At 45.3% G+C, this 24,196-nt stretch carries 25 protein-coding genes; 9 read left to right on the top strand and 16 right to left on the bottom strand.

The window, feature by feature from the left end:
* The first annotated feature begins 35 nt into the window (after positions 1-35).
* Entirely contained in the window at positions 36-1,019 is a 984-nt protein-coding gene (locus ACXHJ2_RS02935; RefSeq protein ID WP_025674151.1) for a metal-dependent hydrolase, read from the top strand.
* 251 nt (positions 1,020-1,270) lie between these two features.
* Here ACXHJ2_RS02935 and ACXHJ2_RS02930 read toward each other — a convergent pair whose 3' ends face one another.
* The gene (locus ACXHJ2_RS02930) at positions 1,271-1,492 is read right to left on the bottom strand and encodes an alpha/beta-type small acid-soluble spore protein (protein WP_013311857.1); all 222 of its coding nucleotides are present in this window, start codon (positions 1,490-1,492) and stop codon (positions 1,271-1,273) included.
* A 120-nt stretch (positions 1,493-1,612) separates the two neighbouring features.
* On the opposite strand from ACXHJ2_RS02930, the gene ACXHJ2_RS02925 reads away from it, so the two are divergent.
* Positions 1,613-1,780, top strand: a complete 168-nt coding sequence (locus ACXHJ2_RS02925; RefSeq protein WP_016324694.1) for a hypothetical protein — start codon at positions 1,613-1,615, stop codon at positions 1,778-1,780.
* 43 nt (positions 1,781-1,823) lie between these two features.
* Here ACXHJ2_RS02925 and trpS read toward each other — a convergent pair whose 3' ends face one another.
* Complete coding sequence (trpS, locus tag ACXHJ2_RS02920) at positions 1,824-2,813, bottom strand: tryptophan--tRNA ligase (protein WP_058830386.1); 990 nt, start codon at positions 2,811-2,813, stop codon at positions 1,824-1,826.
* Between the two features lie 460 nt (positions 2,814-3,273).
* On the opposite strand from trpS, the gene ACXHJ2_RS02915 reads away from it, so the two are divergent.
* On the top strand, positions 3,274-4,239 hold the full coding sequence (locus tag ACXHJ2_RS02915) for an aldose 1-epimerase (protein WP_165083701.1): 966 nt from the start codon (positions 3,274-3,276) through the stop codon (positions 4,237-4,239).
* Between the two features lie 90 nt (positions 4,240-4,329).
* Positions 4,330-4,566, top strand: coding sequence for an alpha/beta-type small acid-soluble spore protein (locus tag ACXHJ2_RS02910; RefSeq protein ID WP_013372934.1), 237 nt, complete (start codon positions 4,330-4,332; stop codon positions 4,564-4,566).
* Between the two features lie 124 nt (positions 4,567-4,690).
* Here the strand turns inward: ACXHJ2_RS02910 and ACXHJ2_RS02905 are convergent, their stop codons facing one another.
* Positions 4,691-5,092 (bottom strand): hypothetical protein, encoded by a 402-nt coding sequence (locus ACXHJ2_RS02905; protein ID WP_013372935.1) that lies wholly within the window; start codon positions 5,090-5,092, stop codon positions 4,691-4,693.
* 258 nt (positions 5,093-5,350) lie between these two features.
* The gene (locus tag ACXHJ2_RS02900; protein ID WP_165083703.1) at positions 5,351-7,138 is read right to left on the bottom strand and encodes a M3 family oligoendopeptidase; all 1,788 of its coding nucleotides are present in this window, start codon (positions 7,136-7,138) and stop codon (positions 5,351-5,353) included.
* Positions 7,139-7,236: 98 nt separating this feature from the next.
* Between ACXHJ2_RS02900 and ACXHJ2_RS02895 the strand changes: the two genes are divergently transcribed.
* Together ACXHJ2_RS02895 and ACXHJ2_RS02890 are read left to right on the top strand one after the other, a co-directional pair.
* Entirely contained in the window at positions 7,237-7,407 is a 171-nt protein-coding gene (locus ACXHJ2_RS02895; RefSeq protein WP_080683342.1) for a YycC family protein, read from the top strand.
* A complete protein-coding gene (locus ACXHJ2_RS02890; protein ID WP_013372938.1) occupies positions 7,404-7,640 on the top strand; it encodes a hypothetical protein in 237 nt (78 codons plus the stop codon). Before ACXHJ2_RS02895 ends, ACXHJ2_RS02890 begins: the two co-directional genes overlap by 4 nt.
* A 92-nt stretch (positions 7,641-7,732) precedes the next feature.
* Here ACXHJ2_RS02890 and ACXHJ2_RS02885 read toward each other — a convergent pair whose 3' ends face one another.
* Both ACXHJ2_RS02885 and ACXHJ2_RS02880 read right to left on the bottom strand, forming a co-directional pair.
* Positions 7,733-8,464 (bottom strand): DUF2225 domain-containing protein, encoded by a 732-nt coding sequence (locus tag ACXHJ2_RS02885; protein WP_013372939.1) that lies wholly within the window; start codon positions 8,462-8,464, stop codon positions 7,733-7,735.
* Between the two features lie 21 nt (positions 8,465-8,485).
* Positions 8,486-8,863 (bottom strand): globin domain-containing protein, encoded by a 378-nt coding sequence (locus ACXHJ2_RS02880; protein ID WP_013372940.1) that lies wholly within the window; start codon positions 8,861-8,863, stop codon positions 8,486-8,488.
* 410 nt (positions 8,864-9,273) lie between these two features.
* On the opposite strand from ACXHJ2_RS02880, the gene ylbJ reads away from it, so the two are divergent.
* The gene (ylbJ, locus tag ACXHJ2_RS02875) at positions 9,274-10,572 is read left to right on the top strand and encodes a sporulation integral membrane protein YlbJ (RefSeq protein ID WP_165083705.1); all 1,299 of its coding nucleotides are present in this window, start codon (positions 9,274-9,276) and stop codon (positions 10,570-10,572) included.
* Between the two features lie 66 nt (positions 10,573-10,638).
* Entirely contained in the window at positions 10,639-11,442 is an 804-nt protein-coding gene (locus ACXHJ2_RS02870; protein ID WP_013372943.1) for an NAD kinase, read from the top strand.
* A 133-nt stretch (positions 11,443-11,575) separates the two neighbouring features.
* Here ACXHJ2_RS02870 and ACXHJ2_RS02865 read toward each other — a convergent pair whose 3' ends face one another.
* Positions 11,576-12,439 (bottom strand): YutD family protein, encoded by an 864-nt coding sequence (locus ACXHJ2_RS02865; protein ID WP_165083707.1) that lies wholly within the window; start codon positions 12,437-12,439, stop codon positions 11,576-11,578.
* Positions 12,440-12,463: 24 nt separating this feature from the next.
* On the bottom strand, positions 12,464-13,366 hold the full coding sequence (lipA, locus tag ACXHJ2_RS02860; RefSeq protein WP_107734733.1) for a lipoyl synthase: 903 nt from the start codon (positions 13,364-13,366) through the stop codon (positions 12,464-12,466).
* A gap of 243 nt (positions 13,367-13,609) precedes the next feature.
* Between lipA and ACXHJ2_RS02855 the strand changes: the two genes are divergently transcribed.
* Positions 13,610-14,716: a M23 family metallopeptidase gene (locus ACXHJ2_RS02855; RefSeq protein ID WP_013372946.1), complete on the top strand. Its 1,107-nt coding sequence runs from the start codon at positions 13,610-13,612 to the stop codon at positions 14,714-14,716.
* 46 nt (positions 14,717-14,762) lie between these two features.
* Here ACXHJ2_RS02855 and yunB read toward each other — a convergent pair whose 3' ends face one another.
* The 8 genes from yunB to ACXHJ2_RS02815 all read right to left on the bottom strand — a co-directional run bounded on the left by yunB (position 14,763) and on the right by ACXHJ2_RS02815 (position 24,194).
* Positions 14,763-15,512, bottom strand: a complete 750-nt coding sequence (yunB, locus tag ACXHJ2_RS02850; protein ID WP_165083768.1) for a sporulation protein YunB — start codon at positions 15,510-15,512, stop codon at positions 14,763-14,765.
* 196 nt (positions 15,513-15,708) lie between these two features.
* Positions 15,709-16,641: an aldo/keto reductase gene (locus ACXHJ2_RS02845; protein ID WP_013372948.1), complete on the bottom strand. Its 933-nt coding sequence runs from the start codon at positions 16,639-16,641 to the stop codon at positions 15,709-15,711.
* An 83-nt stretch (positions 16,642-16,724) separates the two neighbouring features.
* Positions 16,725-17,561, bottom strand: coding sequence for a carbohydrate ABC transporter permease (locus ACXHJ2_RS02840; RefSeq protein ID WP_058830380.1), 837 nt, complete (start codon positions 17,559-17,561; stop codon positions 16,725-16,727).
* 2 nt (positions 17,562-17,563) lie between these two features.
* Entirely contained in the window at positions 17,564-18,466 is a 903-nt protein-coding gene (locus tag ACXHJ2_RS02835; protein WP_025674174.1) for a carbohydrate ABC transporter permease, read from the bottom strand.
* 32 nt (positions 18,467-18,498) lie between these two features.
* The gene (locus ACXHJ2_RS02830) at positions 18,499-19,863 is read right to left on the bottom strand and encodes an ABC transporter substrate-binding protein (protein ID WP_165083709.1); all 1,365 of its coding nucleotides are present in this window, start codon (positions 19,861-19,863) and stop codon (positions 18,499-18,501) included.
* 99 nt (positions 19,864-19,962) lie between these two features.
* Entirely contained in the window at positions 19,963-21,819 is a 1,857-nt protein-coding gene (locus ACXHJ2_RS02825; RefSeq protein WP_165083711.1) for a sensor histidine kinase, read from the bottom strand.
* A 23-nt stretch (positions 21,820-21,842) separates the two neighbouring features.
* Positions 21,843-23,435 carry a response regulator transcription factor gene (locus ACXHJ2_RS02820; RefSeq protein ID WP_165083713.1) on the bottom strand — a complete coding sequence of 531 codons (1,593 nt, stop codon included), beginning with the start codon at positions 23,433-23,435 and terminating at the stop codon, positions 21,843-21,845.
* A gap of 69 nt (positions 23,436-23,504) precedes the next feature.
* Positions 23,505-24,194: a DNA alkylation repair protein gene (locus tag ACXHJ2_RS02815; RefSeq protein WP_165083715.1), complete on the bottom strand. Its 690-nt coding sequence runs from the start codon at positions 24,192-24,194 to the stop codon at positions 23,505-23,507.
* Between the last annotated feature and the right edge of the window lie 2 nt (positions 24,195-24,196).

Here is a 24,196-nt window from a genome sequence, read left to right as displayed (position 1 = left end):
TAAGTACAGGAAACAATACAAAAGGAGCGACAGATATGGATACAGCCACACACTTTGTCATGGGAGTCGGGTTGGCCGGGCTGGCCTATACTGATCCTGTCGTCGCCGGAGATCCCAAGCTAGCAGCAGTCATACTGCTCGCTACAGTCGTAGGGTCACAAGCTCCGGATTTCGATACCTTGCTTCGGTTGAAAAATAATGCAGCCTATATTCGCAATCACCGTGGACTGTCGCATTCTATCCCCTTCTGGTTGATATGGATCTTGTCCATAACGGGACTGATTTGCCTGATCTTCAGGGATGTGCCCCCGGGTCATGTAGCATTATGGGTAACGATTGCCGTCTGCCTGCATGTATTCACAGATTTATTCAATACGTACGGAACCCAGGCATTTCGGCCGTTCACGAATAAGTGGATATCTTGGAATATCATCCATATTTTTGACCCCTTTATTTTCGGCACTCATGTTGCTGCGATAATGCTATGGGTCACCGGATTGGTTCCGCCCGCTCCCTTATTTATTACGCTGTACGTCATTATTGGCCTGTATTACATTTGGCGAACCTGGAGTCATTTTATTACCAGAAAAGCGGTACGTGATATGGACAACAAACGTCAGGAAGGCGACACCTATTATATCATTCCCACGGTATCATGGAACCGGTGGCATGTGGTAAAAGCTCATCAGAATGGAAGCTATGACATTGGTGGATTAAATGGTAAGCATTTATTTTGGACGAAACACGCAACTCCATCCACACACCCAGCCGTAGAAGCCTCTACATCCTATCGCGATGTGCAAGCATTTCGCTATTTTTCCTCCTTTGCCGTCGCCGAGGTGGAAGAACTGGAGTGGGGTTATATTGTGCGATGGGGAGACGTCAGGTATCGACACCGGAGGCAATATCCATTCGTGGCGGTGGTCGCGATGGATAAGCAATTCGGACTGATCAACAGTTATATCGGATGGCTCAGTGACGAAAAAATGCAAAAACGTCTTTCCCTGCATACGAATTAAAAATATTTACAAGCTAACAATAAGCCGCAGTGACTTACAGGCAGCAAGTCTCCCTTAAACGGAGGCTTGCTGTTTTTTTGACCATTCCCGTAAAAAAGGCATCTCATGTAAGCGCCCTCTTGACGAAGCAGACTGACGTGATTCACAATGGTCGTAAGCATGCACAAAAAAATCCGGAGCATGATCGCTCCGGATTTCCTTCATCACAGCTGCTCATAATACAGCTTCCAAGATGGGAGTGTTTATGTGTATTACTGCAAGCGGCTGCTGCCCGACAAGGATTGTTCTGCTTGTTGGACCAGCTTTTTCGTGATGTATCCCCCAAGAGAACCTGTTTCGCGGGAAACGACATTACCGAAGTAACCGTCCTGAGGGATGGTGATGCCCAGTTCTTGAGCTGCCTCATATTTTAATTGTTGTAAAGCGGCGTTGGCCTGCGGTACTTGCAGGTTGTTTGAACGACGTCTGCTCATATTTGAATCTCCTTTCAGTTCTTTGTGAGTGAGGTTCATTGCAAGCTTGCAAGATTATTATGGCTCACTTACATCTACTTATTCCTGAAATTCAACATTCGAAAGCTGGAGGTTTTTACCATGAGCAAAGGTCTATCCCTATGGTTCGCCGTTTCATCCATTGTCCTGCTGACAGCAGCCGCTATATCCATCAGCTATTCTGCTTGGCTTGCTATATTACTGGGGCTTTTATCTGTCGGCAATATCGGTTGGGGCTTCGTAATCAAGGCCCGACAACGTCGCTCTTAAGTCAATTTGTAGAAAACCCCATCTGCCTTGTCTTCAATGGGCTCTAGCGTACACGTGGCAAAAAGCCCATGCGCTCTTTAACCGCAGACAGCGTGACTTCAGCAGCTTCTTGAGCACGCTCTGCGGATTGGGCCAAAATATGTCCAATTTCACCGGATTCCCGGATATCGCGATAGCGCTGCTGAATCGGTTCAAGCATAGCTACAACCGTCTCAGCCAGTTCTTTTTTAAATGTCCCGTACATTTGGCCTTCATAACGATCCTGCACTTCTTGGAGCGACAAACCGGAACACTGGCTGTAAATGCTCATTAGATTACTAATTTCCGGTTTATTGGCCGGATCATATTTAACTTCACTGCCCGAATCGGTAGTGGCGCGGCTGATTTTTTTGCGTATAACTTTCGGATCGTCCAGCAGCGCAATAAAACTGCCTGCATTCGGATTACTCTTGCTCATTTTTTTGGATGCATCATCCAGGGACATAATTCTCGCCCCTACTTCAGGGATATACGGCTCGGGAACAGTAAAATAATCTCCATAACGGTGATTAAAGCGGCCCGCCAAATCCCGTGTCAGCTCCAGATGCTGTTTCTGGTCATCACCTACTGGGACAAGATCCGCATTGTAGAGCAAAATGTCGGCTGCCATTAACGACGGATATACGAACAGCCCTGCTCCTACGGAATCCTTGCCAGCAGACTTGTCCTTAAACTGAGTCATACGTTCGAGCTCGCCCATATTCGTCAGTGTCGTCATCAACCATCCCAGCTCAGCGTGCTGAGGAACATGGGATTGTAAAAAGACGTTGGATTTCTCTGGGTTAATACCCGCTGCGATAAATAATGCCGCCACCGCCTCCGACTGCTCGCGTAATTGAGCTGGTTCCTGCGGTACGGTAATCGCATGAAGATCTGGAACCATAAAGTAACATTGGTGGTCCTCTTGCAATTTAACAAAGTTTTTCATTGCGCCGATGTAATTACCCAAAGTAAGTTGTCCACTAGGCTGAATACCTGAAAGTACGGTTTTCATATTCTTCCTCCTCCGTTTATTTCAATATTTTAGAACGCAAAAAGGCCCCGCATCCTCAAGGGACGCGAGACCGTGGTACCACCCTTATTCATTGCCATCAGCCTATTAGTTGTCGGAGCTATCCCCCGTGGCCGCTGCAATCTTAAAGCTCCGTTAACGGGGAGCAATCGGCCGTCATACTGAGGAAAGCAAAATCCTGTTCTGTGCGGCACTCCAAGGTCCATTCAGCAGTGCAGGCTCACCGGTTCTCATCCACCACCAGCTTTCTGAAGAGCTTATGCAAAAGCTTACTTGTCCTCATCATCGTGTTATCCATGTCATTTCTTTAAGTTTCTAAGCTACATTAATGATAATTCCGCTTACTGTTATTGTCAAATGACGATTGTGCCATATGACCAAAAATCTGTTATCATAATGACACGAAGCTTCAACCGATTATAGTGGACAAAGGAGCATGAATATGAAACAAGTGACCAAAGAACACTGGAACGGTTACGACACGTATGTTTTACATAGTGGTGAATTGGAAGTTACAATGATCCCTCGTCTCGGGAATAATATTATTTCCGTGCGTGATCTGAAGCTGAACCGGGATATCGTACGTCGACCTGGCGAGGAAGAATTGGCATTTTATTTACAAAAGCCATATCATTTTGGCTTACCTATTTTGATTCCTCCTGGCCGAATTCGCAAAGGACAATTTGAGTTTGACGGCGTCCCATATCAGTTTGACCGTAATACAGCCAACGACAATCATATACACGGTCTGCATCGCAATCAATCCTGGCGTTGCAGCGATATTGAAGAGGATGAAGATGGTTGCAGCGTAACAACCGAGCTTCTGACAGAAAGTGATCCGCACTGGATGGAACAATACCCCATTCCTTTGCGGCTGGAAATGACGTATCGTTTGCAGGGCACCGTATTAAGTCAAACGCTACGCGTCACAAATCTAGGTGAAAAAACAGCCCCATTCGGCTTGGGATACCACACTTGGTTTATGGTGGATGGAGAGCCTGAGCGCTGGCGCCTGAAGCTACCGGTGAATGGAGTATACGAACAGGATATTGAGCAGCTGCCTACAGGTGTCATTACTTCTTTAGATCATTTGGAACAGCTCTCCTCAGGTCTATGTCTGAAAGGAACAAATTTGGATACTGTGCTGCGAGCAACGGAAGGCCCTGCTGAAGCTGTTTTGACTCGTGATGATGGCTATCAAATCCGCTACACAGCAGATGAGCAATACTTTAAATATTGGGTGCTATATACCAAAGGGGAATGCGATCAGTATCTTTGCATTGAGCCTTATACCTGGCTATCTGATGCTCCCAATTTTCCAGACCCAGTCGGAGATGGTGGGTTGATCCGTCTGGAGCCTCAACAATCCATCGACCTCAAAACTCAGATTCATATCATATATCCGTAATTTCCCTATAGTCACTTTTCTTCCTTCGGCGCATATTTTCATAACTCTGTCGCATACTAACCTCATCACAGCCGAAGGAGGTGACTACACATGTATGAAGCCAATCAAGGCAGAGGACGTCGTAGCAATACTCTAGTCGTTCCTCAAGCCAACAACGCATTGCAACAATTGAAATATGAAGCTGCGCAAGAACTGGGCATCACCATTCCGGCAGACGGTTACTATGGTGATATGCCGTCCCGTGAAGCTGGGTCTCTTGGAGGCTATATCACTAAACGCTTAGTACAGCTGGCTGAACAGCAATTATCAGGTCGTTCAGGTCAATAAGCGTCATTATTCCACATGAGCATTCCGTTATCGTAATTTACCAAAATACGTTATAACGGGTATATAACAAAGGCGGTCTTCATAAGAAGACCGCTCTTTACTTTGCTCTTTTTAATGTCGATGATTATTCAGATTTAGCCGCGCGATATGTAGGCTTGTTATAGCGGATCATGAGATTCGCCATGTTGTAGTTGGATTCTAAGGTTGCATCTACCAAGATTGTTCCTTGTCTGATGGCAAAATCGAAAGCAATCTCACCATGAGTCCAGCTACGCTTGTGATTTAGCGTTTCCAGAGCCATACGCCGAAAATGATCCCGATGCTGTACAGATAAGCCTGGTTCTACTGCTGCAAATGTGCCACCTTTGCCTGCAATTGGATTATGCCGAATCCCAAATTTACCAACTACATTATTCCGTATTTGTACAAATACGATGCCTGACGATAAACCCGCCAGTTCATTATCCAATTCTTTAAAAACGATATCCATCTGCCTCGCCAACGACAATTGACCTACTTCATCCATCAAAAAAACCCTCCTATATACCTTATATAAAAATATTTAATAGGTCTTACGACTCAATTATATGCCAAGGTTTTTAAGCTTACAATCAAATTCAACATAATTGGGTATTTATAACTATTTTCTAAGTATATCCATCATTTTAAATTTCGCTAACAGGTAGTGTCAATTACACTTCGACATTTTGCGACTTTATTCATCATCCTCTGCAAAAATCACAAAAAAGGCCCCCCTTACGGGAGACCTTCTAAAATAACTCGGTTATTTTGTCATTTGCAAAAATTGCTCAATATCCTGAACAGTAACTTGTGCGGCGTTACGCCAGAAGTCAGCCTGTGTCAAATCGGTACCCAAGTGCTTGGAGGCCAGTTCTTCTACTGTCATGCGACCTGTATCACGCAGCAAAGCATCATATTGGTCGGCAAAGCCATCCGAATTTTCCTTCGCAAAAGCGTAAATCCCTGCACTGAACATATACCCGAATGTGTATGGGAAGTTGTAGAAAGGAGTTTCCGTAATATAGAAGTGCAACTTGGAAGCCCAAAAATGAGGATGAGCCTCATCCAGAACATCACAAAACGCTTCACGCTGCGCTTCTTCCATCAACTCACTTAATTGCTGTGCTCCTACAACACCTTTTTTCCGCAGTTCGTAGAAACGGGTTTCAAATAGGAAACGGGCATGAATATTCATGAAGAAGGCTACACCACGCTGAATTTTATCCTCCAGCAAAGCTACCTTCTCCTGACCCTCAGCAGCTTCCAGCAAAGCATCTGATACAATCAGTTCTGCCAGCGTCGATGCCGTTTCAGCCACGTTCATAGCATAATTTTGATTCAATGGATGCAATTCATTCATCACATGCTGATGATAACCGTGTCCGAGCTCGTGGGCCAGTGTCGAAACGTTGGATGGTGATCCGGCATAGGTCATAAAAATACGGGTTTCTTTGCTTAGACGCAAAGATGTACAAAACCCGCCTGGACGTTTGCCTGGACGATCCTCTGCTTCGATCCAGCTTTTCTCAAAAGCCATCTGGGCAAAGTCAGCCATTCTCGAACTAAATTTACCAAATTGCTCAACAATCGTTGCGGCTGCATCGTCGTAAGAGATTTTAGTGGTTGATGTTCCCAGCGGAGCTTCAATGTCATGCCAGGACAGTTTTTCTAAGCCTAGAAGCTTGGCTTTCCGCTCCAGGTATTTAACTACAATAGGCTTGGTTTCATTAATCACTTGCCACATCGTGTCCAACGTTTGGGCTGACATACGGCTGATTTCCAGCGGTTCCTTGAGCACGTCTGTCCAGCCTCGGTTTTCATATAGCTTGAGGCGGAAGCCTGCCAGATGATTCAGTGTATCGGCGCAATAGTCCTCAACCTGAGTCCATGCCTCTTCCCAACGTGCAAATACGTCTTTACGTACGCTGCGATCTGCTTCATCCAGCTTATTAGCTGCCTGACCCACAGACAAGTTTACAATCTCACCATTTTCAGGCACAGGGATCGTCATATTTTTGACAATGGTATCATAAAAGTCACCCCAGCCATGGTAACCATCCACTGCCAAATCCAATGCAAGGCTCTCCAGCTCAGGAGCCATTTTTTCACGCGCTTCGTTCCGGTATTCAGTCAGGACAAAAGAAATCGGCTTGATCGCTTCGCGCTCCATCCACTTCTGCCAAATGTCTTCACTGGTTTGTGCCAGCAAGTTCTGAAAAGCGACTAAAGCACTTTTCCCTTGGGCATATAATGAATTGACACGCGCCCCCAGTTGAACAGCCAGCTTGTCATGCTGATTTTGAGCAGTTAAACAAGATACAAAAGAACCTGCCTGCGATGCTCCATTAAACAGCTCCTGTATGCTATTCAGAACACTATCCAGACGCTCGGTATCCAACACCGTTTGTGGCACTTTGGCTACTTTAAGCTGGGATTGCAGCTGTTGGACCTTGCTCTCCAGTTCTTCCAAAAATGCATGAAATGAGGCAGAGGAAGAGCCTCCGCTAAAAATAGATTCCAGATCCCATGTTTGCTTTAACGGTGTTTTCATAATAGTTCCACCTTTCTTTTTTGGCGAATTCATGTGGTTTCATATACAATAAAGCTACATCGTGATGATACAATCACTACAATTAGGAGGAAAACAGGATGAGACCCTTACAAATTTCGCCGGAAACGGCTGTGAAATTATCCGAAAAACTCGGCATTCCGCTGGAACACCTTATGCATACACCCCAGCACATTTTGATGCAAAAGCTGGCCGAACTGGCTAAAGAAGAAACCGCTGGCTCGAACGGCGGAGAATCGGACAAATCATGATTCCTTTTGATAAAACCTGGCCTTATGACATTGTCATGGGAGATGTTTATGTACAGTCTTGTCCGTTTTGCAATCATGATAACGTCTTGCTACCCCTGAAGCCCAAAGAGCTTAAGCTCATTCATGAAGGCATGAAAAAGCTGCTTGTGTTTCCATGCTGCCATAACAAGGTTACTTTGGTGGATTGTGACGACGATTATTTGCTGTCAGATACCACGTTGCGCCATCATTAACTTATGAGGCAGTTGCAAGATAAGATAACTCGTTTTACAAACAAGGTGTGAACCATGAGCTTAGATCGCTCATAGTGCACACCTTTATTACTTCAAGAGGAGCTTGCGTTCTGCATTTCCTCAGGTAGCTGGAAGTTTTTTGCCAGCATTTGTTCACGTAGGACAGACCACTGTTCACGAGAAGCTCTAATCATCGCTGCATCCATAATTTTCTTGTCATTAATGACACGCGAAAACCAGCGCACTGCTTCGTTAAAGTTACCCGTACGTCGATGCAGTTCACCAATCAGATAAAGCAGTTTGGCATTATTCGCACCGACGCCCTCCAGCTCATAGACTCGAACATAGGAATCCAAACTAAATTTGAGAAAGCGAAGCTCCTGCTCCTCATTCCCCTGGTATCTGTACATCCATGCAATATGCTGCAATAGACTGGCTACTACGCGTTCCTTTTCTCCGATGACCTGTGCACAGAGTAAACCCAATTTGTACGTTTCTAATGCCTCTTCCCAGCTACGATGCCCGCCATATTCGCGAGGCTGCCAGCGATTACCAATTTTATCCTTAAATAGCTTGGTTTGCTGATCGCTTAACTGAACGGTAGAGTGCTCTGTCGAAGTAAATCCACAATGAGGACAGACCCGTACGACATAAAAATCTGGATTTTCGTTCTTATAATAAGCGCAAAAATCTGAATCGGTACGAATAGCCTTCTTTAGGCTTGGTCTGACACGGGATGTCTGAAATTCTTGTTCGCACTGTGGGCAGACGATTTTGATCTGATATAACGGTTCAAGTTCCAATGTTTTTACAACCCTCTCCAAAATTCGGCAATCCCCGAAAGCTTACGGGGTATTTACAAAATGATGCGCAGGACCGGACAAACGACTAAGTATGATGGAACGAAGCGGCTCCTCAATTCCCGTATCCGTTAACGCATCTGCCATACAAGACAACCATGCCTCTGCTCGCTCCTCCGTCACGGGGAACTTCATATGTCTGGCACGTAACATCGGATGACCATATGCATCAGAAAAGAGGGACGGCCCTCCAAAAAACTGGCTCAGGAACATAAACTGCTTTTCCTTTACCGGCTCCATGTCTTTAGGAAACAGGGGACTTAACAACGGATCTTTATAAACTCTCGGGTAGAAGGCCTCAATAATAGCACGAATACCTTCTGCACCCCCAAGGTTGTCATAAATGCTCAGGCTAGGATTCACTTTTCCTCCAACTTTCTGTGCTATGGTAATAAATATACACTCGTATTATAACAAAAAACAAAAAATGACGCTAAAAATAAGCGTCATTTTATCAATTTAACATATGAAGAGGTTTGCTTCGATGCACATCGCTTCGTCATTCCATGATACCACTAATAACTCCGCCAATCCTCTTCACCGGGATGGACGAGAGAGGCACGAATTACATACACAAAAGCACATACAAACAGACCGGCAACGATACTCATCCTGATCACTCCATCCTTAAGGTTATGGAATCGTTGTTTTTTTATTTTAACATACTCTTTACAAAAAAACAGCATTCCATGTAATCGTTTTCTTTACTTTTTTGTACTCTTTGTCCATCCCCGACATAGGTATAATAGTACAACTCCAAAGGAGGGGCCTCTATGTCGCTGTATCGCCGTTTCTCGCTTCCTTTGCTCATCCTTATGCTGTTATTCCTATTCATACTGATGGCCGCGTATCCGCAATCTTCTCTGAATGCCGGGCTTCGCGGTCTTGCCATCTGGTGGGATGTGCTATTCCCGTCCTTATTCCCATTTTTCGTTATTTCCGAGCTTCTTCTCGGCTTTGGAATTGTTCATTTCATAGGTGCGCTACTGGACCCACTGATGCAACCTCTATTCCGTGTACCTGGCTGCGGGGGGTTTGTCGCTGCGGTCAGCTGTGCATCCGGCTACCCTATAGGGGCCAAATTAACCGCAAAGCTGTGGGAGCAAAAATGGATCACACGCATTGAAGGTGAACGTTTGGTCGCGTTTACGACTTCCTCTGATCCGATATTTCTGATCGGTGCAGTTTCGGTTGGCTTCTTCCATCAACCCGAAATTGCACTCGTACTGGGAGCGGCCCATTACGGTGGTGTTCTCATCATCGGACTACTCATGCGTTTTCATGGTTCCCGTTCAGAAAAAAACGATATTCGCAGCGAACGTTCTCAGCCTCCTCAAAAAAACTGGTCGAAGTCTGCTAACACAATAACAACAGGTCGCAATAAGCAGCCTGGACCACTGCGCCAAGCGTTATATGCTATGCATACAGCACGTTTGGAAGACGGACGTCCATTGGGTGAGTTGCTTCGTCAGGCGATTGCTTCCTCCCTACGCCTTATTATTGTCGTAGGAGGGCTGGTTGTATTCTTCTGCGTCATTTTAGAAGCTTTGACGAACTCTGGCTTAATGAGCGGGCTACATCTGCTTACGGCTAGCCTATTGTCTGCCTGTGGTCTTCCTCCTACATTAACAGAGTCCATCGTAGGTGGTATTTTTGAAGTCACTTTAGGTGCGCAAGCTGCAGGTGGAGCCGCAGCAGCGGCATTACCGTTCAAGGTAGCTGCAGCAGCTTTTGTTCTCTCCTGGGGCGGGCTATCGGTCCATGCACAGGTTGCAAGTATTTTAAATATGACGAATCTCCGCTATATGCCATTTTTGCTGGCCCGGGCTGCGCATGGGATCATCTCCGCACTGCTAGCTCTCGTGTTATGGCGCCCGTTAATGGGACAGGGAAGCTCTCCGGTCTTTTCTCCGGTACATGATATCGCATGGTCCCCTGGCTTCTCGTCCGCTATGCTACTGCAAAGTCTGCTGCTTCTTGCTTGTATACTGACTGGAATGCTGGCTCTCTCCTGGTTAAGCGTGGGTACAAATCGCTTATTCGTACGATTGAGAGGAATACACCGGCAATGAACGATTGTGTTCTTGCTCATAATTGATTATGATCGGTATATACCCATGACAAAGGAGCTTTTCATCTTGAGATATTATGTTCTGGATCGCGGGGATCAGCACTCCATGGACTTGAGTCAGCAATTTCACCGTCTTGCCCAAGAAAAGAATTTCAAGCTGGATGCCGAATCGCCGGAAATCGTCGTGTCTATAGGAGGCGATGGTACGATGCTTCATGCGTTTCATACCTTCATTGACCGCATTCCGGATATAGCCTTTGTTGGTGTACATACCGGTCATCTGGGCTTTTACGCGGATTGGCGTGCGGACGAGCTGGAGGAGCTAATCCACCTGATGAGCCAAAGCGGATCTGAGGGACCGCTTAACCCGAGAATCGTTAAGTATCCACTGATTGAGTTGGAAATTCACAAGAAGTCAGGCAATGCTTCTTTTATTGCCCTGAATGAGTTTACGTTAAAAGGGGTAGATGGCACGGTCGTTGCCCAAGTAGATATTAACGATATCACCTTTGAAATGTTCCGTGGTGACGGTATATGTGTTTCTACACCTTCAGGAACGACCGCCTATAATAAGGCACTTGGCGGAGCTATGGTTCACCCTACCATCGAAGCATTGCAATTAACTGAGATCGCTTCCATTAATAACCGTGTGTACCGGACACTGGGATCACCACTGCTACTGCCAAAACATCATCATTGTGATATTTTTTCACGGAAAGATCAGCGTCTTCTACTGACAGTAGATCACCTGAACTTTCCTGTGGATGACTTAATCTCTGTTCGATGTCAGGTTGCAAGTCAGAAGATCAGCTTCGCTCGTTACCGTCCTTTCCCATTTTGGGATCGGGTACGCAACGCTTTTCTCAATTAGAACTTGTAAAAGAGCCGACTCCGGCTCTTTTTTTAATTGATCAGGAGGGCATATCCCCACTTTAAATAGGCAAAAAGTTGGTCATAACTTGGCAGCCTTGGAGGAACTTACAAACAAAACGGCTCCTGAAAATTCAGGAACCGTTTTGTTGTGGAGATGTGAATGTTTTATTTTTTTGACGCTGGCCCTCGGGTTCATGCGAGACACGAACTTGCCGTCCCTCCCGATTTTCCTTGGGCTGGCGATCATAGCGTGGCCCACGCGATTCTTTTTTATCGAAATTTCCTTGCGGATTGCGCTGCCTACGTGGTTCACGGGCTTGCTGCCCTTCCCCCGAACTTCGCCCATCCTTTGCTTCACGCGGTTCTCTTGGCTGGCGCGAATCACGTGCTTCACGCTGCCGATTTCCTTCACGTCCTTCTCTGGATGGCCGACTTTCGCGAGCTTCACGTGGCTGTCGTTCACGCACTTCCTGAGCATCCTTCGGTTCCCTACGTTGCAACTCGCGTGGTTCACGGGCTTCTGAAGGCTGTTCCACTCGTGACTCCTCTGTAGCTGCGGAATCCTGCTGTGGTTGCGGCCATTCCGTTTGTCCAGCTGAAGGCTGCGATACCTCTTGGTGCTCTTCGGAATCTAACGTTCCCGCTTGTTCCCTTTGAGCATCTACCAACTGCTGGATGTCGGGAGGAACGAAGTCATCACTGGTGCCGTTCTTATTTTCAACTTCACGGCTTTTTTGCAGCACAAAATAGGCACAGCCAAAATTGCAGTATTCATTAATATAATCGTCCAATACCACAATGGATGTATCCTTATTGGCTTTGGGGTGCCCCTCTCGATAAAACCCCTTCAGGCGAAGCTGATTGTAACCCCAATCGCCAATAATGTAATCATAGCGATCCAACACTTCACTATAGCGATCACGAAAGGCTTCGGGATTCCACCCATTCTTGTGATCCTGCAACACTTCATAGTTTTTACCACCGATTTGAAACAAGCTATTCTGACCGCCTTTCCCGGATCAAACCTGCGAAAGGGCGCTTTCTTCCTTATGCTGAGCGGCCGACTTCACCTGCTCATGCGCTTGGTAGGAGCTGCGGACCATCGGACCGGATTCGACGTGGCTGAATCCTCGCTGTAATCCCTCTTCCTTTAACTTCGCAAAATCTTCCGGTGGATAATATTTTTGCACATATAAATGTTTCTCGGATGGCTGCAAGTATTGACCAATTGTCATAATGTCACAATCGACTTTGCGCAGATCATCCATGGTTTGTAAGATCTCATCCCACTCTTCTCCGACACCTAACATGATGCTTGATTTCGTTGGAATCGCCGGATTTAATTGTTTTGCACGTTGAAGCAGCTCCAGAGAGCGATGGTATTTCGCTTTAGCCCGAACCTTGTCGGACATGCGTTCCACCGTTTCAATATTATGATTGAGAATATCTGGCTTGGCATCCATGACAATTCGCAGCGACTCAATATCGCCCATAAAATCGGGAATCAATACTTCTACACTGCAAAAAGGCAATCGGCGGCGAATCGCACGAACCGTTTCTGCAAATATTGTAGCGCCCCCATCTTTCAAATCATCACGTGCCACACTGGTTACGACACAGTGCTTTAGATTCATGTTTTCAGCCGCTTCCGCGACGCGTTCAGGCTCCTGCAAGTCCAGTTCCGTAGGCATTCCCGTATTTACTGCGCAAAAACGACACGCACGCGTACAAATATCACCCAAAATCATAAATGTAGCTGTCCTGTTGGCCCAGCATTCATATATATTAGGGCACCGTGCCTCCTCACATACGGTATGTAATGTCTTGGAACGCATCATGCTCTTGATTTCCTGATAGTTATCGCCTGTCGTAAGTTTAATACGAATCCAGTCGGGCTTAGCTTCCTTCACTTTTTTAGACAATGGCATAGACCTTCTTTCTGATGTGCTTAAGCTGTCATTGCCATACATTATAGCATGAAAGCCATGGAAAAACCTCCATTCATTGTTCCCTTTTTGATATGACATTGATGCCGGAAAAAGTAAACTCTTGAGATGGATAAAAGCGGCGGATATGGCTCAATCTAATCGAAAGCGCCCTATTTACGCGAATACGGGCCAAGAATTTACCGGGCGGTTAAGCCCTTTTATAGGAGGTCGGTTCACGTGCCTTACCCTACGCGGGCAGTCCGCGCTGTTCGTCTGTTATCGCTGCTGTTGTGCGCTACTACACTGACAACGGCTTGTCCGCTTCCTGCTCATGCCTCTGCAGAGCACACAAAGTCCTCGTCAGCCGGAAATAACCTGACAGCAAATATCGATGCTTCACACGCTTCGTCTTCATTGTATACGTCCAGACTTGCTTTATATCACTCCATCGAAGCCCTGACAGGAGTCCCTTGGTACAGACTGGCTGCCATCGACCAGTACGAACGCACACTTACGGTGGCCCATCCCAAGGATCGCAAGCATGCGGAACGGATCATAGGTATTTTTGTGACAGGACCAGTATGGTCCGGTCTGTTGAACCCTGATTCCGAGGATCAAAATCCGCGTTCCATTGAACTATTTTCCGGGCTGGGACAAGACGGCTCAGGCGATGGAATCGCTGACCGCAATAATGACAAGGATTTGCTGTTCAGCATCGCTTCTTATCTCGGAAAGTATGGAAATAGCGAGGATGAATTTGGTATTGCCGTGTGGGAATATTACCATAACAGCCGCTCGGTTCAAAGAGTTCAGCAGTTTGCCAAGCTGTATCAGACGTATGGCAAGCTTGATCTGGTCAGTCAAGCTTTTCCGCTGCCTCTAGGCAGCATTTATAGCTACCGCAGCACTTGGGGAAGCCGTCGCAGCTGGGGCGGCTACCGTATACACGAGGGGACTGACCTGTTTGCAGGCTACGGAGTTCCGGTTCGCAGCACCTGCTACGGTGTAGTTGAAATGAAAGGTTGGAATCCCTTCGGAGGCTGGCGAATCGGTATTCGTGATCTCAACAACCGCTATCACTACTATGCACACCTTTCCGGCTTTGATAAAACCGTTCATAACGGAGACATCGTCAAGCCTGGTCAGACGGTTGGCTGGGTCGGAAGCTCGGGCTATGGAAAACCGGGTACCCAAGGCAAGTTTCCACCACATCTGCACTATGGTATATACCGGGACAATGGCTGGACAGACTGGTCCTTTGACCCATATCCGTTATTGAGACAGTGGGAGCAGAGCGAACGTAAAGCGCTCAAATCAGGAAAAACCAAAGGGACCTCCTCATAGGTCCCTTTGGTTTTTCCTGATTATCTCACACCAATCCCCTCTTTGTTTATGGCCTTGGAGACTGCCTGAGGGAATTGGGTTCTTCCTGTATCTCTGGAACACTTTCTATGCTGGAATCTACAGCGCCGCTACTCTCTATAGAATGGGAAGGCAGTGCCAACTGCGGAGCGGTTGCACCATTTTTGCCGACAGGTTTACCCTGATTGTCATAGTAGTACATCGGGACGTTGCCCACCACCAACAAATAAGAAACCGGGATTTCCGTCTCCACAATCTGAGGTTGCATCTCAAACGGTATAACCACAGACACTTCCGTCGTAATTCGAATGTACACTTCCACCAAGATCATGTTTATGCCCGCATCCTGCTGACGTGTATTTAAATCCACCTTGATTGCTCCATGCGGCTCCACCTTTAGAGGCACCTTGGGTCCATAAGCTGCCAGCAGCGGACTCCCCAATGCCTGACCAATCGGAACGCTCTCGTCAAAATGACTCATACTGTCCATCGTTGCCTTAACTGCTTTGAGTGTGTCTGACGTAATTCTCATATGCTCCGCATAATTTAGAACAAATCCAGAGGTTCTCCCTTGTGTATCCGTTCTCCATTCGATCAAATTATCAGCAGTCTTCCCCTGCTCTACCTGCGCAGTAATTGCTGAATTAATAGCCTCTGTCGCCATTTGTTTGACCCGCACTTTAGCCAGATGCATCATGGGTGGCTTCAAATGCTGTTCCACATAGGCGGCCACCTGTACGATTCCTACCAGCAGCGCCAATGCCACAATGAGCCACATCCTGCGTCTACCACGTCGCCTTCTGTTCGGTCTGCTGTGCCATTGCGGTTTTCTATTCATTCTGATCCCCCCGCAGCGATGAGCTTACTTTAGAAGGATATGCCGCAAATAAACGAAAAAGAAGCTGCCCGTCCGGCAGCTCCTCCTGGTGTTAAACATATATGATTTCAAATCCGATTCAGTTCAACTCAACTTATTATTTGAAAATGTGGTCAATCTTTTCGATATCCGCCTGACTCAGTTGGACATTCAGCGTTTTCAGATTCGCCAGAACCTGCTCCGGTCCCTTCGCGCCTGGAATGAGGGCATCAATCGAATCACGGGTCAAGTACCATGCAAGCACCACATGAGCAACCTCTGCATTCAACGCATTGGCAATCTCACGTACCTGCTCCACTTTGTCCAAATTACGGGCAAATGCATCTCCCTGAAACAGTGGATCTTTCGCTCTGATGTCCGTGAAGGTCATGTCTTTCGTATACTTACCACCTAGCAGTCCAGAAGCTAGCGGGAAATACGGCACAAACGAAATGCCATTTTCCTTAGTATAAGGCAGCAAATCCTTCTCAGCTTCCCGTTGCAACAGATTATAATGGGATTGAAGCACATCTACATAGCCGTCACTATTCGCATCTTTAAGTTGTTCAATGGTAAAGTTAGATACACCGATAGCCTTAATTTTACCTTCGTCTTTGAGCTTCTTCAGTTCTCCGACTGCTTCTGCCTTCGGTGTAGCTTCATCTGGGAAATGGATATAGAACAGATCAATATAATCTGTTTGCAATCTTTTCAGACTGGATTCGACGGATTCACGTAAAAAAGCAGGCGAGTTGTCAAAAACAACCTCTCCGTTCACAAACTTATGTGCTCCCTTGGTCGCTATGACAGCTTCCTCACGTTTGCCGCGCTCTTTAAGTACCTCACCGATCAACCGCTCTGAGTGCTCAGGCCCATAAATAAAAGCTGTATCCAGGAAGTTGATGCCGTTATCCAAAGCTGTGCGAACGACTTCTTTGCCCGTTTCATTGTTCAAACCGGAAAAAAGATTATGTCCTCCTACCTTATTCGCACCCAAACCGATTGGTTTTACATATAAATCTGTTTTGCCAATACGCACTTGCTCTGCCAATTCACGTCATCTCCTTTTCGAAAGTTACTTCCATTTTATTATTAAATTCCAAAAAAAGCAAAGTGCGTACCTGGCTGCTGCTCTTATCCCTTAATCCCCGTTAAGGCAATGCCTTCCATAAAATACTTCTGTCCTATGGCAAAAAGAATGATAGCTGGCAACACGACAATTAAAGAAGCGGCCATCAAAACACCCCATTGCGCCGAATATATTCCCTGAAACTGCTGTAGCCCAATCGCCAACGTAAATTTGCTTTCATCATTAAGATAAACGAGCGGTCCCATAAAATCATTCCATGTGTTCAAAAATGTAAACAATCCGATGACCAAAATCGCTGACCGGGACAAAGGTAAAATAATGCGAGTAAAGATCGTAAAATGGTTGCCCCCATCCACAAATACAGCTTCATCCAGCTCTCGCGGAAGAGTCATGTAAAATTGTCTAAGCAAAAAGATATTAAAAACACCTCCACCAAAAAACGAAGGTAATACCAATGGAACGTAGGAATTAACCATGCCTAATGCCTGCCAACCAATAAAAGACGGAATTAGCGTGACCGCAAACGGCAGCATCATACTGCTTAATAACACGGCAAAAACCTTATCTCTTCCTTTCCATCTCATTCGCGCAAAGCTATAGGCAGAAATGGTACTCGACAGAAGTACACCCGCTAAAGTACCTGCAACGACGATAAATGTGTTCACAAAATAGCGCCCAAACGATAACTCTTCAAACGGCTGTAAAAAATTTTCGAATACAAAAGGCTCGGGAATCCATTTCGGCGGGATCAGAAAAATCTGACTTAAATCCATCATGGAGCTTCTCACCAGCCAGTAAAAAGGAAACATGCAAAAAAGTGACCCCACAATGAGCACTGTGTAGAGAAAAACTCTGCTCCAACGCAAGCCATGTTTTTTCATCCTCATGCCCCCCCGCCTTCGTAATACACCCATTTTCGGGCTGTCTTGAACAGAAAGGCAGTGAATGTTAAAACTACAATAAAGAGCACCCAAGCAATCGCACAGGCATAACCCATATTCGAAAAAGTAAATGCCTCGCGGAATAAATAAAATGTATAGAATAAGCTAGAATTGTTAGGTCCACCCTGAGTCATGACGTAAGGCTGGACAAACACCTGAAATCCACCGATGAAGCCCATAATCGTATTAAAGAAAATCGTAGGCGATGTCAATGGAATTGTGATATAGATAAGCTTATGAAGAGCGCTTCCACCGTCAATTTCAATGGCTTCATAATAATGCCTAGGTATATCCTGCAAGCCAGCCAGAAAAATAATCATCGTCCCCCCAACGGTCCACAAACTCATTAAAACCAGTGTAGGAACTACCGACCCTTCACTATAAATCCATTGACTTTCGGGCAAATGCAGCGCACGCAACACCACATTCAGCAAGCCAAGGTCCGGATCAAACAGCCACATCCAGATCATAGACGATGCTATGAGTGGGACAATCGTGGGCAGATAAAAAACGGTCCTGAAAAAAGCCAAACCTTTTACCTTTTGATTGAGCAATATGGCCAGAAAGAAAGCCACTATAATTTGCAGGGGCACACTCAAAAACACATAATAAAAAGTAACCCCAAGGGATTTGTAAAAAAATTGATCCGTACCGTCAAATAAGTGTACATAATTATCCAGACCAATAAAACGGGCCTGTGAAGCAACCTTGTAATCGGTAAGACTGAACCAGAGACTAGCGATCATCGGTCCCAGAACAAAAATGACAAAGCCCAGAATAGCAGGGGCGGCAAAAAGCCACCCCAACCCATTTTCCTTCTTACGAATAGAAGATAACGATTGCATTCTATCCCTCTCTTTCTGTCAAGACCCTCACCTTATTCTTTCGGATATGTTCCCTTAAATTCAGCGTTCGCCTTGGCGGAAACCTCCTTAAATGCTTGCTCCACCGTTTTCTTGCCCAGCCATACCTGATCTAGCGCCGGGTTAATAATAGCATTGATTTTTTCCGAGTTTTTCAGATAGTAGTCGTAAGAATTGACACCGTTATGCAACGTTTGGTTCATGACTGCATCCCGATATCCATCCGCATGGCCTGGCTTGACATCTGCCCATTTGCTAATCAAGTCTGGTTCGGTGTACCACTTTTTCATGACAGGCATCCACAATCCGCTGGAATGCATGTCAAGTCCGCTTTCAGCATCCAGCAAGAATTTATAAAACATCCATGCTTCTTTCGGATGTTTGGTTTTGGCAGAAATCACTTCCGGTTCACCAAACAGGATTGTTTTACTGCTTTTCAGTTTGGGTAACACGCCTACACCAAAATTCACCTTCGATTCTCCAAGATCCAATTGGACCCACTGCCCATCCAGATCCATCGCTACACGTTTGCTTTGCAATGCTACGGCCGGAGAAGGAATATTTTTGGACTGCGTCGGCGACGGTGCCACATGATACACGTTGATCAGATCCGCCATCTTTTGCACGGCTTCAATCACATCAGGGTTTTCAAGGTTAAGCGAGTCCCCTTTGTCGGAAATCACACTTGCGTTATTGGAAGGAACTAGCAGATGCCACATCCATGTGTCAAACCGAACTCCATACTGTTTGATGTTACTTGCATCAAAATTGGGGCTGAGCGCATTATTTCCCGCTTTATCAATGGTGAGCTTTTGTGCTGTCTCTAAGAATTGTTCCCATGTCCAAGCCTCTTCAGCTTTGACTGGCGGCAAGGCAACACCAGCCTCATCAAACAAATCCTTGTTGTAATAAAGCGCAAAGGCTTCCTCCGTCACCTTGACCCCTGCCACTTTATCCTTATCCCAATAAATGACTGAATTAGGAATGAGACTCTCCTTCGTTAGCTCCTTATCCTCCTTCAAAAATTCATTTAAATTATATAGTTTGCCTTGTTCAGCCCATTGCAGAGCCTGTGCTTTATAAATAGGAAATACATCTGGGGCCTGATTGGCGGCAAACATCGTCGTTAATTTGGTGACGTAATCCCCGGGAATGTGCATATAGTTAATTTTGATCCACGGATATTTGTCTGTGAATTTTTTGGCAATCTCCTGTTGAACCTTCTTTTCATTGGTGCTCCCCCAACTGGCATAGGTCAGTGTCACTTGCTCGTGCCCTTGTAAATCTACTGGCTTACTGCTGCTCTCATTTGAACTACAGGCTGACATCAGTCCAACGACCAAGCACATGCAGACGATCCATAACTTTCGTTTTAACATGAGTAACGCCCCCAAACCGTTTATTTTTTTATCTTTTCGTTTGTTGCTTCGTCACTAAATCCATTCTAGCAAACGCTTACATTTTTGAAAGTCGTACTCTCATTGGATTGGTGTCATTTGATTAGATCTATGCGTTTCTCCGATTCGGATCAGGACAAATGTCCCTTTATCTTCTGGCGAGTGGAGCGCAACCCCATATTCCATCCCATATAACAGCCGTACTCTTCTGTCTACATTTTTAATGCCTGTTGACCGGATTTCTCCAGCTTGAATTCGGCGTATATGATCTTCTTGAATTCCTAATCCATTATCCTCGACTTTAAAACACACCAATTGCTTTTCGATCCAGGCTGTGATCTTAATCTGACCGCCTGATTCCATTTCGGCGAAACCGTGAATAATTGAATTCTCCACAAAAGGCTGCAAGAAGAGTTTGGGAACCTCCATCTGAAGCAAAATGGGATCAATATCATATTCCACCGTGAACTTGTTCTCAAAGCGATTTTGCATAATGTAAATGTATTTTTCCAGCCAATTCAGATCGGTTTCCAGGCTCCATGTATCATTTTTGTTTCGAGTCGTAATTTGCAGCATTTCCGCCAGACTAATGATCAATTGGCCCAGTTCCTGTTGTTTATGCTCTAGTGCGATCCAATACATTGTCGTTAAGGTGTTATACAAAAAATGGGGATTAAGCTGTAAATTAAGTGCCATTAACTCCGACTCTTTAGCTCGCAGACGTGATTTGTAATTTTCTTCGATCAAATCTTTAATTTTCTCATTCATTTGATTAAATCGGATCACCAGGTCCCCCAATTCATCATAGCCACGTTCAGGAATTCGAATATCAAAATGTCCCTTCTCCATTACCTTCATCGCCTGTTTCATATCTGTAATGGGCTTACTGATGTATACAGACAGCAAATAAGCAAGGATAACAGCAATGAGCATCATAAAGCCTAAAAAAAACAAGGTGTAGGTACGAATCGTTGACAGATGTCCCAGTACATCTTCCATGGGAATGGCTATATACGATACCCAGCCCGTCGTCTTCATCGCTTCGTAAACCAGTAATATGCTTTGACCCTTAACGTTTACCATTTTCGTCCCTTGTTCCGAAGTAATGGCCTTCTTCAGCCAACCTGCCACCGGCTCCCCCGCTTGTTGCTGTCGATCTGAACTCATGACTATCCCATTGTTATCGTGAATCATACCGTAGGATAGATGTGCAAATCCGCTGCGGGCTGCATAATCTTCAAAACCAACCTTTAGCAAATCAGGCCGGAAATTCAATATAAGTATAGGCTTTTCCTTGCCTTCAGGAAGCGTATGAAAGGTTCCAGCATCATCTAATGCAGTCAAATGAAGCTGCTTAACCACAGCAAATAAAGAACTAAAATCATAGGAACCTTGTTTTAAATCCTGCTGATGAAAGGTGTCGGCATACGAATAGGCAGGAATCCACTTGGTAGCCCCCTCTGCTTGCACCGCAGTTGTCGCCAAGGAAGAAGAATAGAATGGCAGAACGGGAATATACATCCGCTCTGTACTTCCGTATGCATACTTTTGCGTCATAATCTGAGAAGCGTATACTTCCTCCATATTGCCAAAGTATCTGTACAAAATTTTCGTAATACTGCGATCAGTTCGTAAAAGCGATGAAGAATCCGTAGTATCCACGTCTGTAATGGTCTGTAGAAGGTCATGATCAATTGGAATCATATCTACGGTTTTTTGAATAGCTGTCAGCTTGTTATCCAGCAGCTGGTTATTACTTCGAAGTACACTTGTAACACTATCTGTTACGTTTGCAGTAATATTCCGCGCACTAGTTTCGAAGTAGACAAAGCCCAGGATCAAAACGATAAAACCAGACAACAAAAAATAGGACAGCATCAACTTCGTACGAAAGCTACTGTCCAAAAATTTTTGATATATATATTTGACTTGGCGCATTGTACCTTCCTTTCACCTAACGATTAATTGAATTTTCTGCGAAATTCTTCAGGTGTGTGCTTTACGTTTTTTTTGAACACTTTAAAGAAGTATTTGATATCTTTATAACCAACCTGTCTACTAATTTCTGCGACCTTGGCGTCTGTATGCAGCAGTAAGTGCTGAGCCTTTTGCATTCTGAGCTTCACCATATACTCCGTGAACGAGAGCCCAAAATAGTTTTTGAACAGAATGCTAAAATAGGACGCATTATAGTGAAAGCGCCGGGCCACAATCTCCAGACTTAGGTCTTCATGTAGATGTGTATCCAGAAATTCCTTGCATTTTTTCATGATAGGTTCACCTTTAGAGCTGCCGTCAAGCTCAAGAATCAGCTCTTTTAACCATGCTGTAATACGATCCTCAAGATTCTGAATACATGTGGCCTCTTCGACAGCTCGGTTCAACTGTTCCGAGTAACGTGAGTAGACTTCTTCACTCCACCCTATATTTAACCGTGGTAAACTAACTAGGAGAAGGTGTATTAATTTAGCTTTAAGCGCATCAGGTGGAGGGTACCCTTGCGTCATTCGCCCAATGAAATGTTGTACCCATTCCAATAGCTGATCGGGCTTTCCATTGGAGATAGCGCTTTCAACGAATTTTAGAAAGGCTATTTGTTCATGAGTGCTCAATTCCTGTACCGGCTGGTCATCATCTGAAGCGACAAGGTTCAAACATCTGATATGAGGTGTATAAAAACGCATGGAGATCAGGCGAACAGCCCTTTCGTGAGATGGGCTTATTTGCATTTCATCAAAATCAAAAGGCTGACCCCAAGCAAACCAAATGGAGATAGCTTGCTGCTCCACCTTTTTCAGACCAGCTTGAAGTGCACCTTTGGCCTCCTTGCCTTCAGTCCTGTCTCTCCAATTCACCACGGCGATCATATGGTCTTTATGGACTTCAAGTGGGAACACGACAGAAGATGCCCACGGTCGCAATATTTCAACAACCGCGTTTCGTAGCTTAGAATCCCACGCATATATATCCTCGGGGCGGGATGCAGATGTCCCCAACGCGAGGACTTCTCCTACCCCCTGCCATCCAAAGTGACTCTTTAATAAGCTTTTCTCGTTCGACTGCAACTTGTCTGTCACGCATCTGCTAAACAAATGCTCCACAAAGGCAGGCATGCTTTGCTCGATCTGATTCAACGCTGTTCGATTTTCACCGAGTGCTCCCTGCTCTTCTACAATGATTTTCTCCATCTGTTGAATCACTTCAATAAGCTGCTGTGATTGCACCGGTTTCACCAAATAATCATTCGCTCCGTACCGTACCGCCTGCTGTGCATAGCTAAATTCCTGGTAGACTGTCACTAAAATAACTTTGGTCTCATGCTGACCCGATATTCTCAATTGTTGTAGATATTCAATCCCATTCATAATCGGCATTTGAATATCTGTAAAAACGATCTGGATCGTCTGGGATAATGAAATGGTCAAAGCATCTTTCCCGTTCTTGGCTTCCCATACCTCGTATTCTGGACGTAAATCCCGGATCATGGCAGCCAACCCACGACGCTGCCTAGTTTCATCATCTACAACAAGCACTCCCAGCGGGATCGAATTCACAGACTCCCCTCCTGTTGGTCTTATATACGTATGTTTTTTCAGTATAACACTTACAGGTGGGGACCCATCCTATTTTCTTTTTCGCTTCATACTACGAATGGTTGTTTTTGTGGCCTGATCCACCCGGTATGATTCTGTGATTTTTTGTAGAGCTTTATTGAAAGTAAAATCGTCTAATGTATTATGACTTAAATACGCCATCGTTACCTCTGGCAGCTTAATATAACAGATAGATATCGCCCATGCTACCGCCATTTGTACATAATAATCTTCCCGATGGGTCTGATCTAGCAAAGTAAGCACCCGGTTAATATACTGTTCCTCAATAAAAAAATTCAGAAGCATAACCACCCCAAACCGGATTTCATATTCTTTCTTAGAAAACAGGTAGGGCAGAATAAAATCCCATACTCTTTCTTTATGTTGCTTCGTAATTTTCAATCCGGCACAGAAACTGTCACATACGGACCAATTATCAATTTTAGGAACGAACTTGGCGGTATAACTCAAAACTTCCTCAATATCTGTTTTAACAGAACCAATCACCATACCTTGCAGCATCACTTCTTCAAAGTGTTCGCTTTCAGCGGTCTCCAGATAGAGGCGCCAATCTCCCTTGGCAATATTTTGAGCCAGCTTACGCAGTACTGGCAGACGTACACCCAGCACATTATTAATCGTTGGCAGCAATGCAGCCGTAAATTTCTGAAAATCTGTATCCACATGTGACAATATCTGTTCTCTGATGGTCTTCTCCATAT

The sequence above is a fragment of the Paenibacillus sp. ALE3 genome, assembly GCF_054113405.1.
This window is presented reverse-complemented; position numbering and strand designations above follow the sequence as displayed.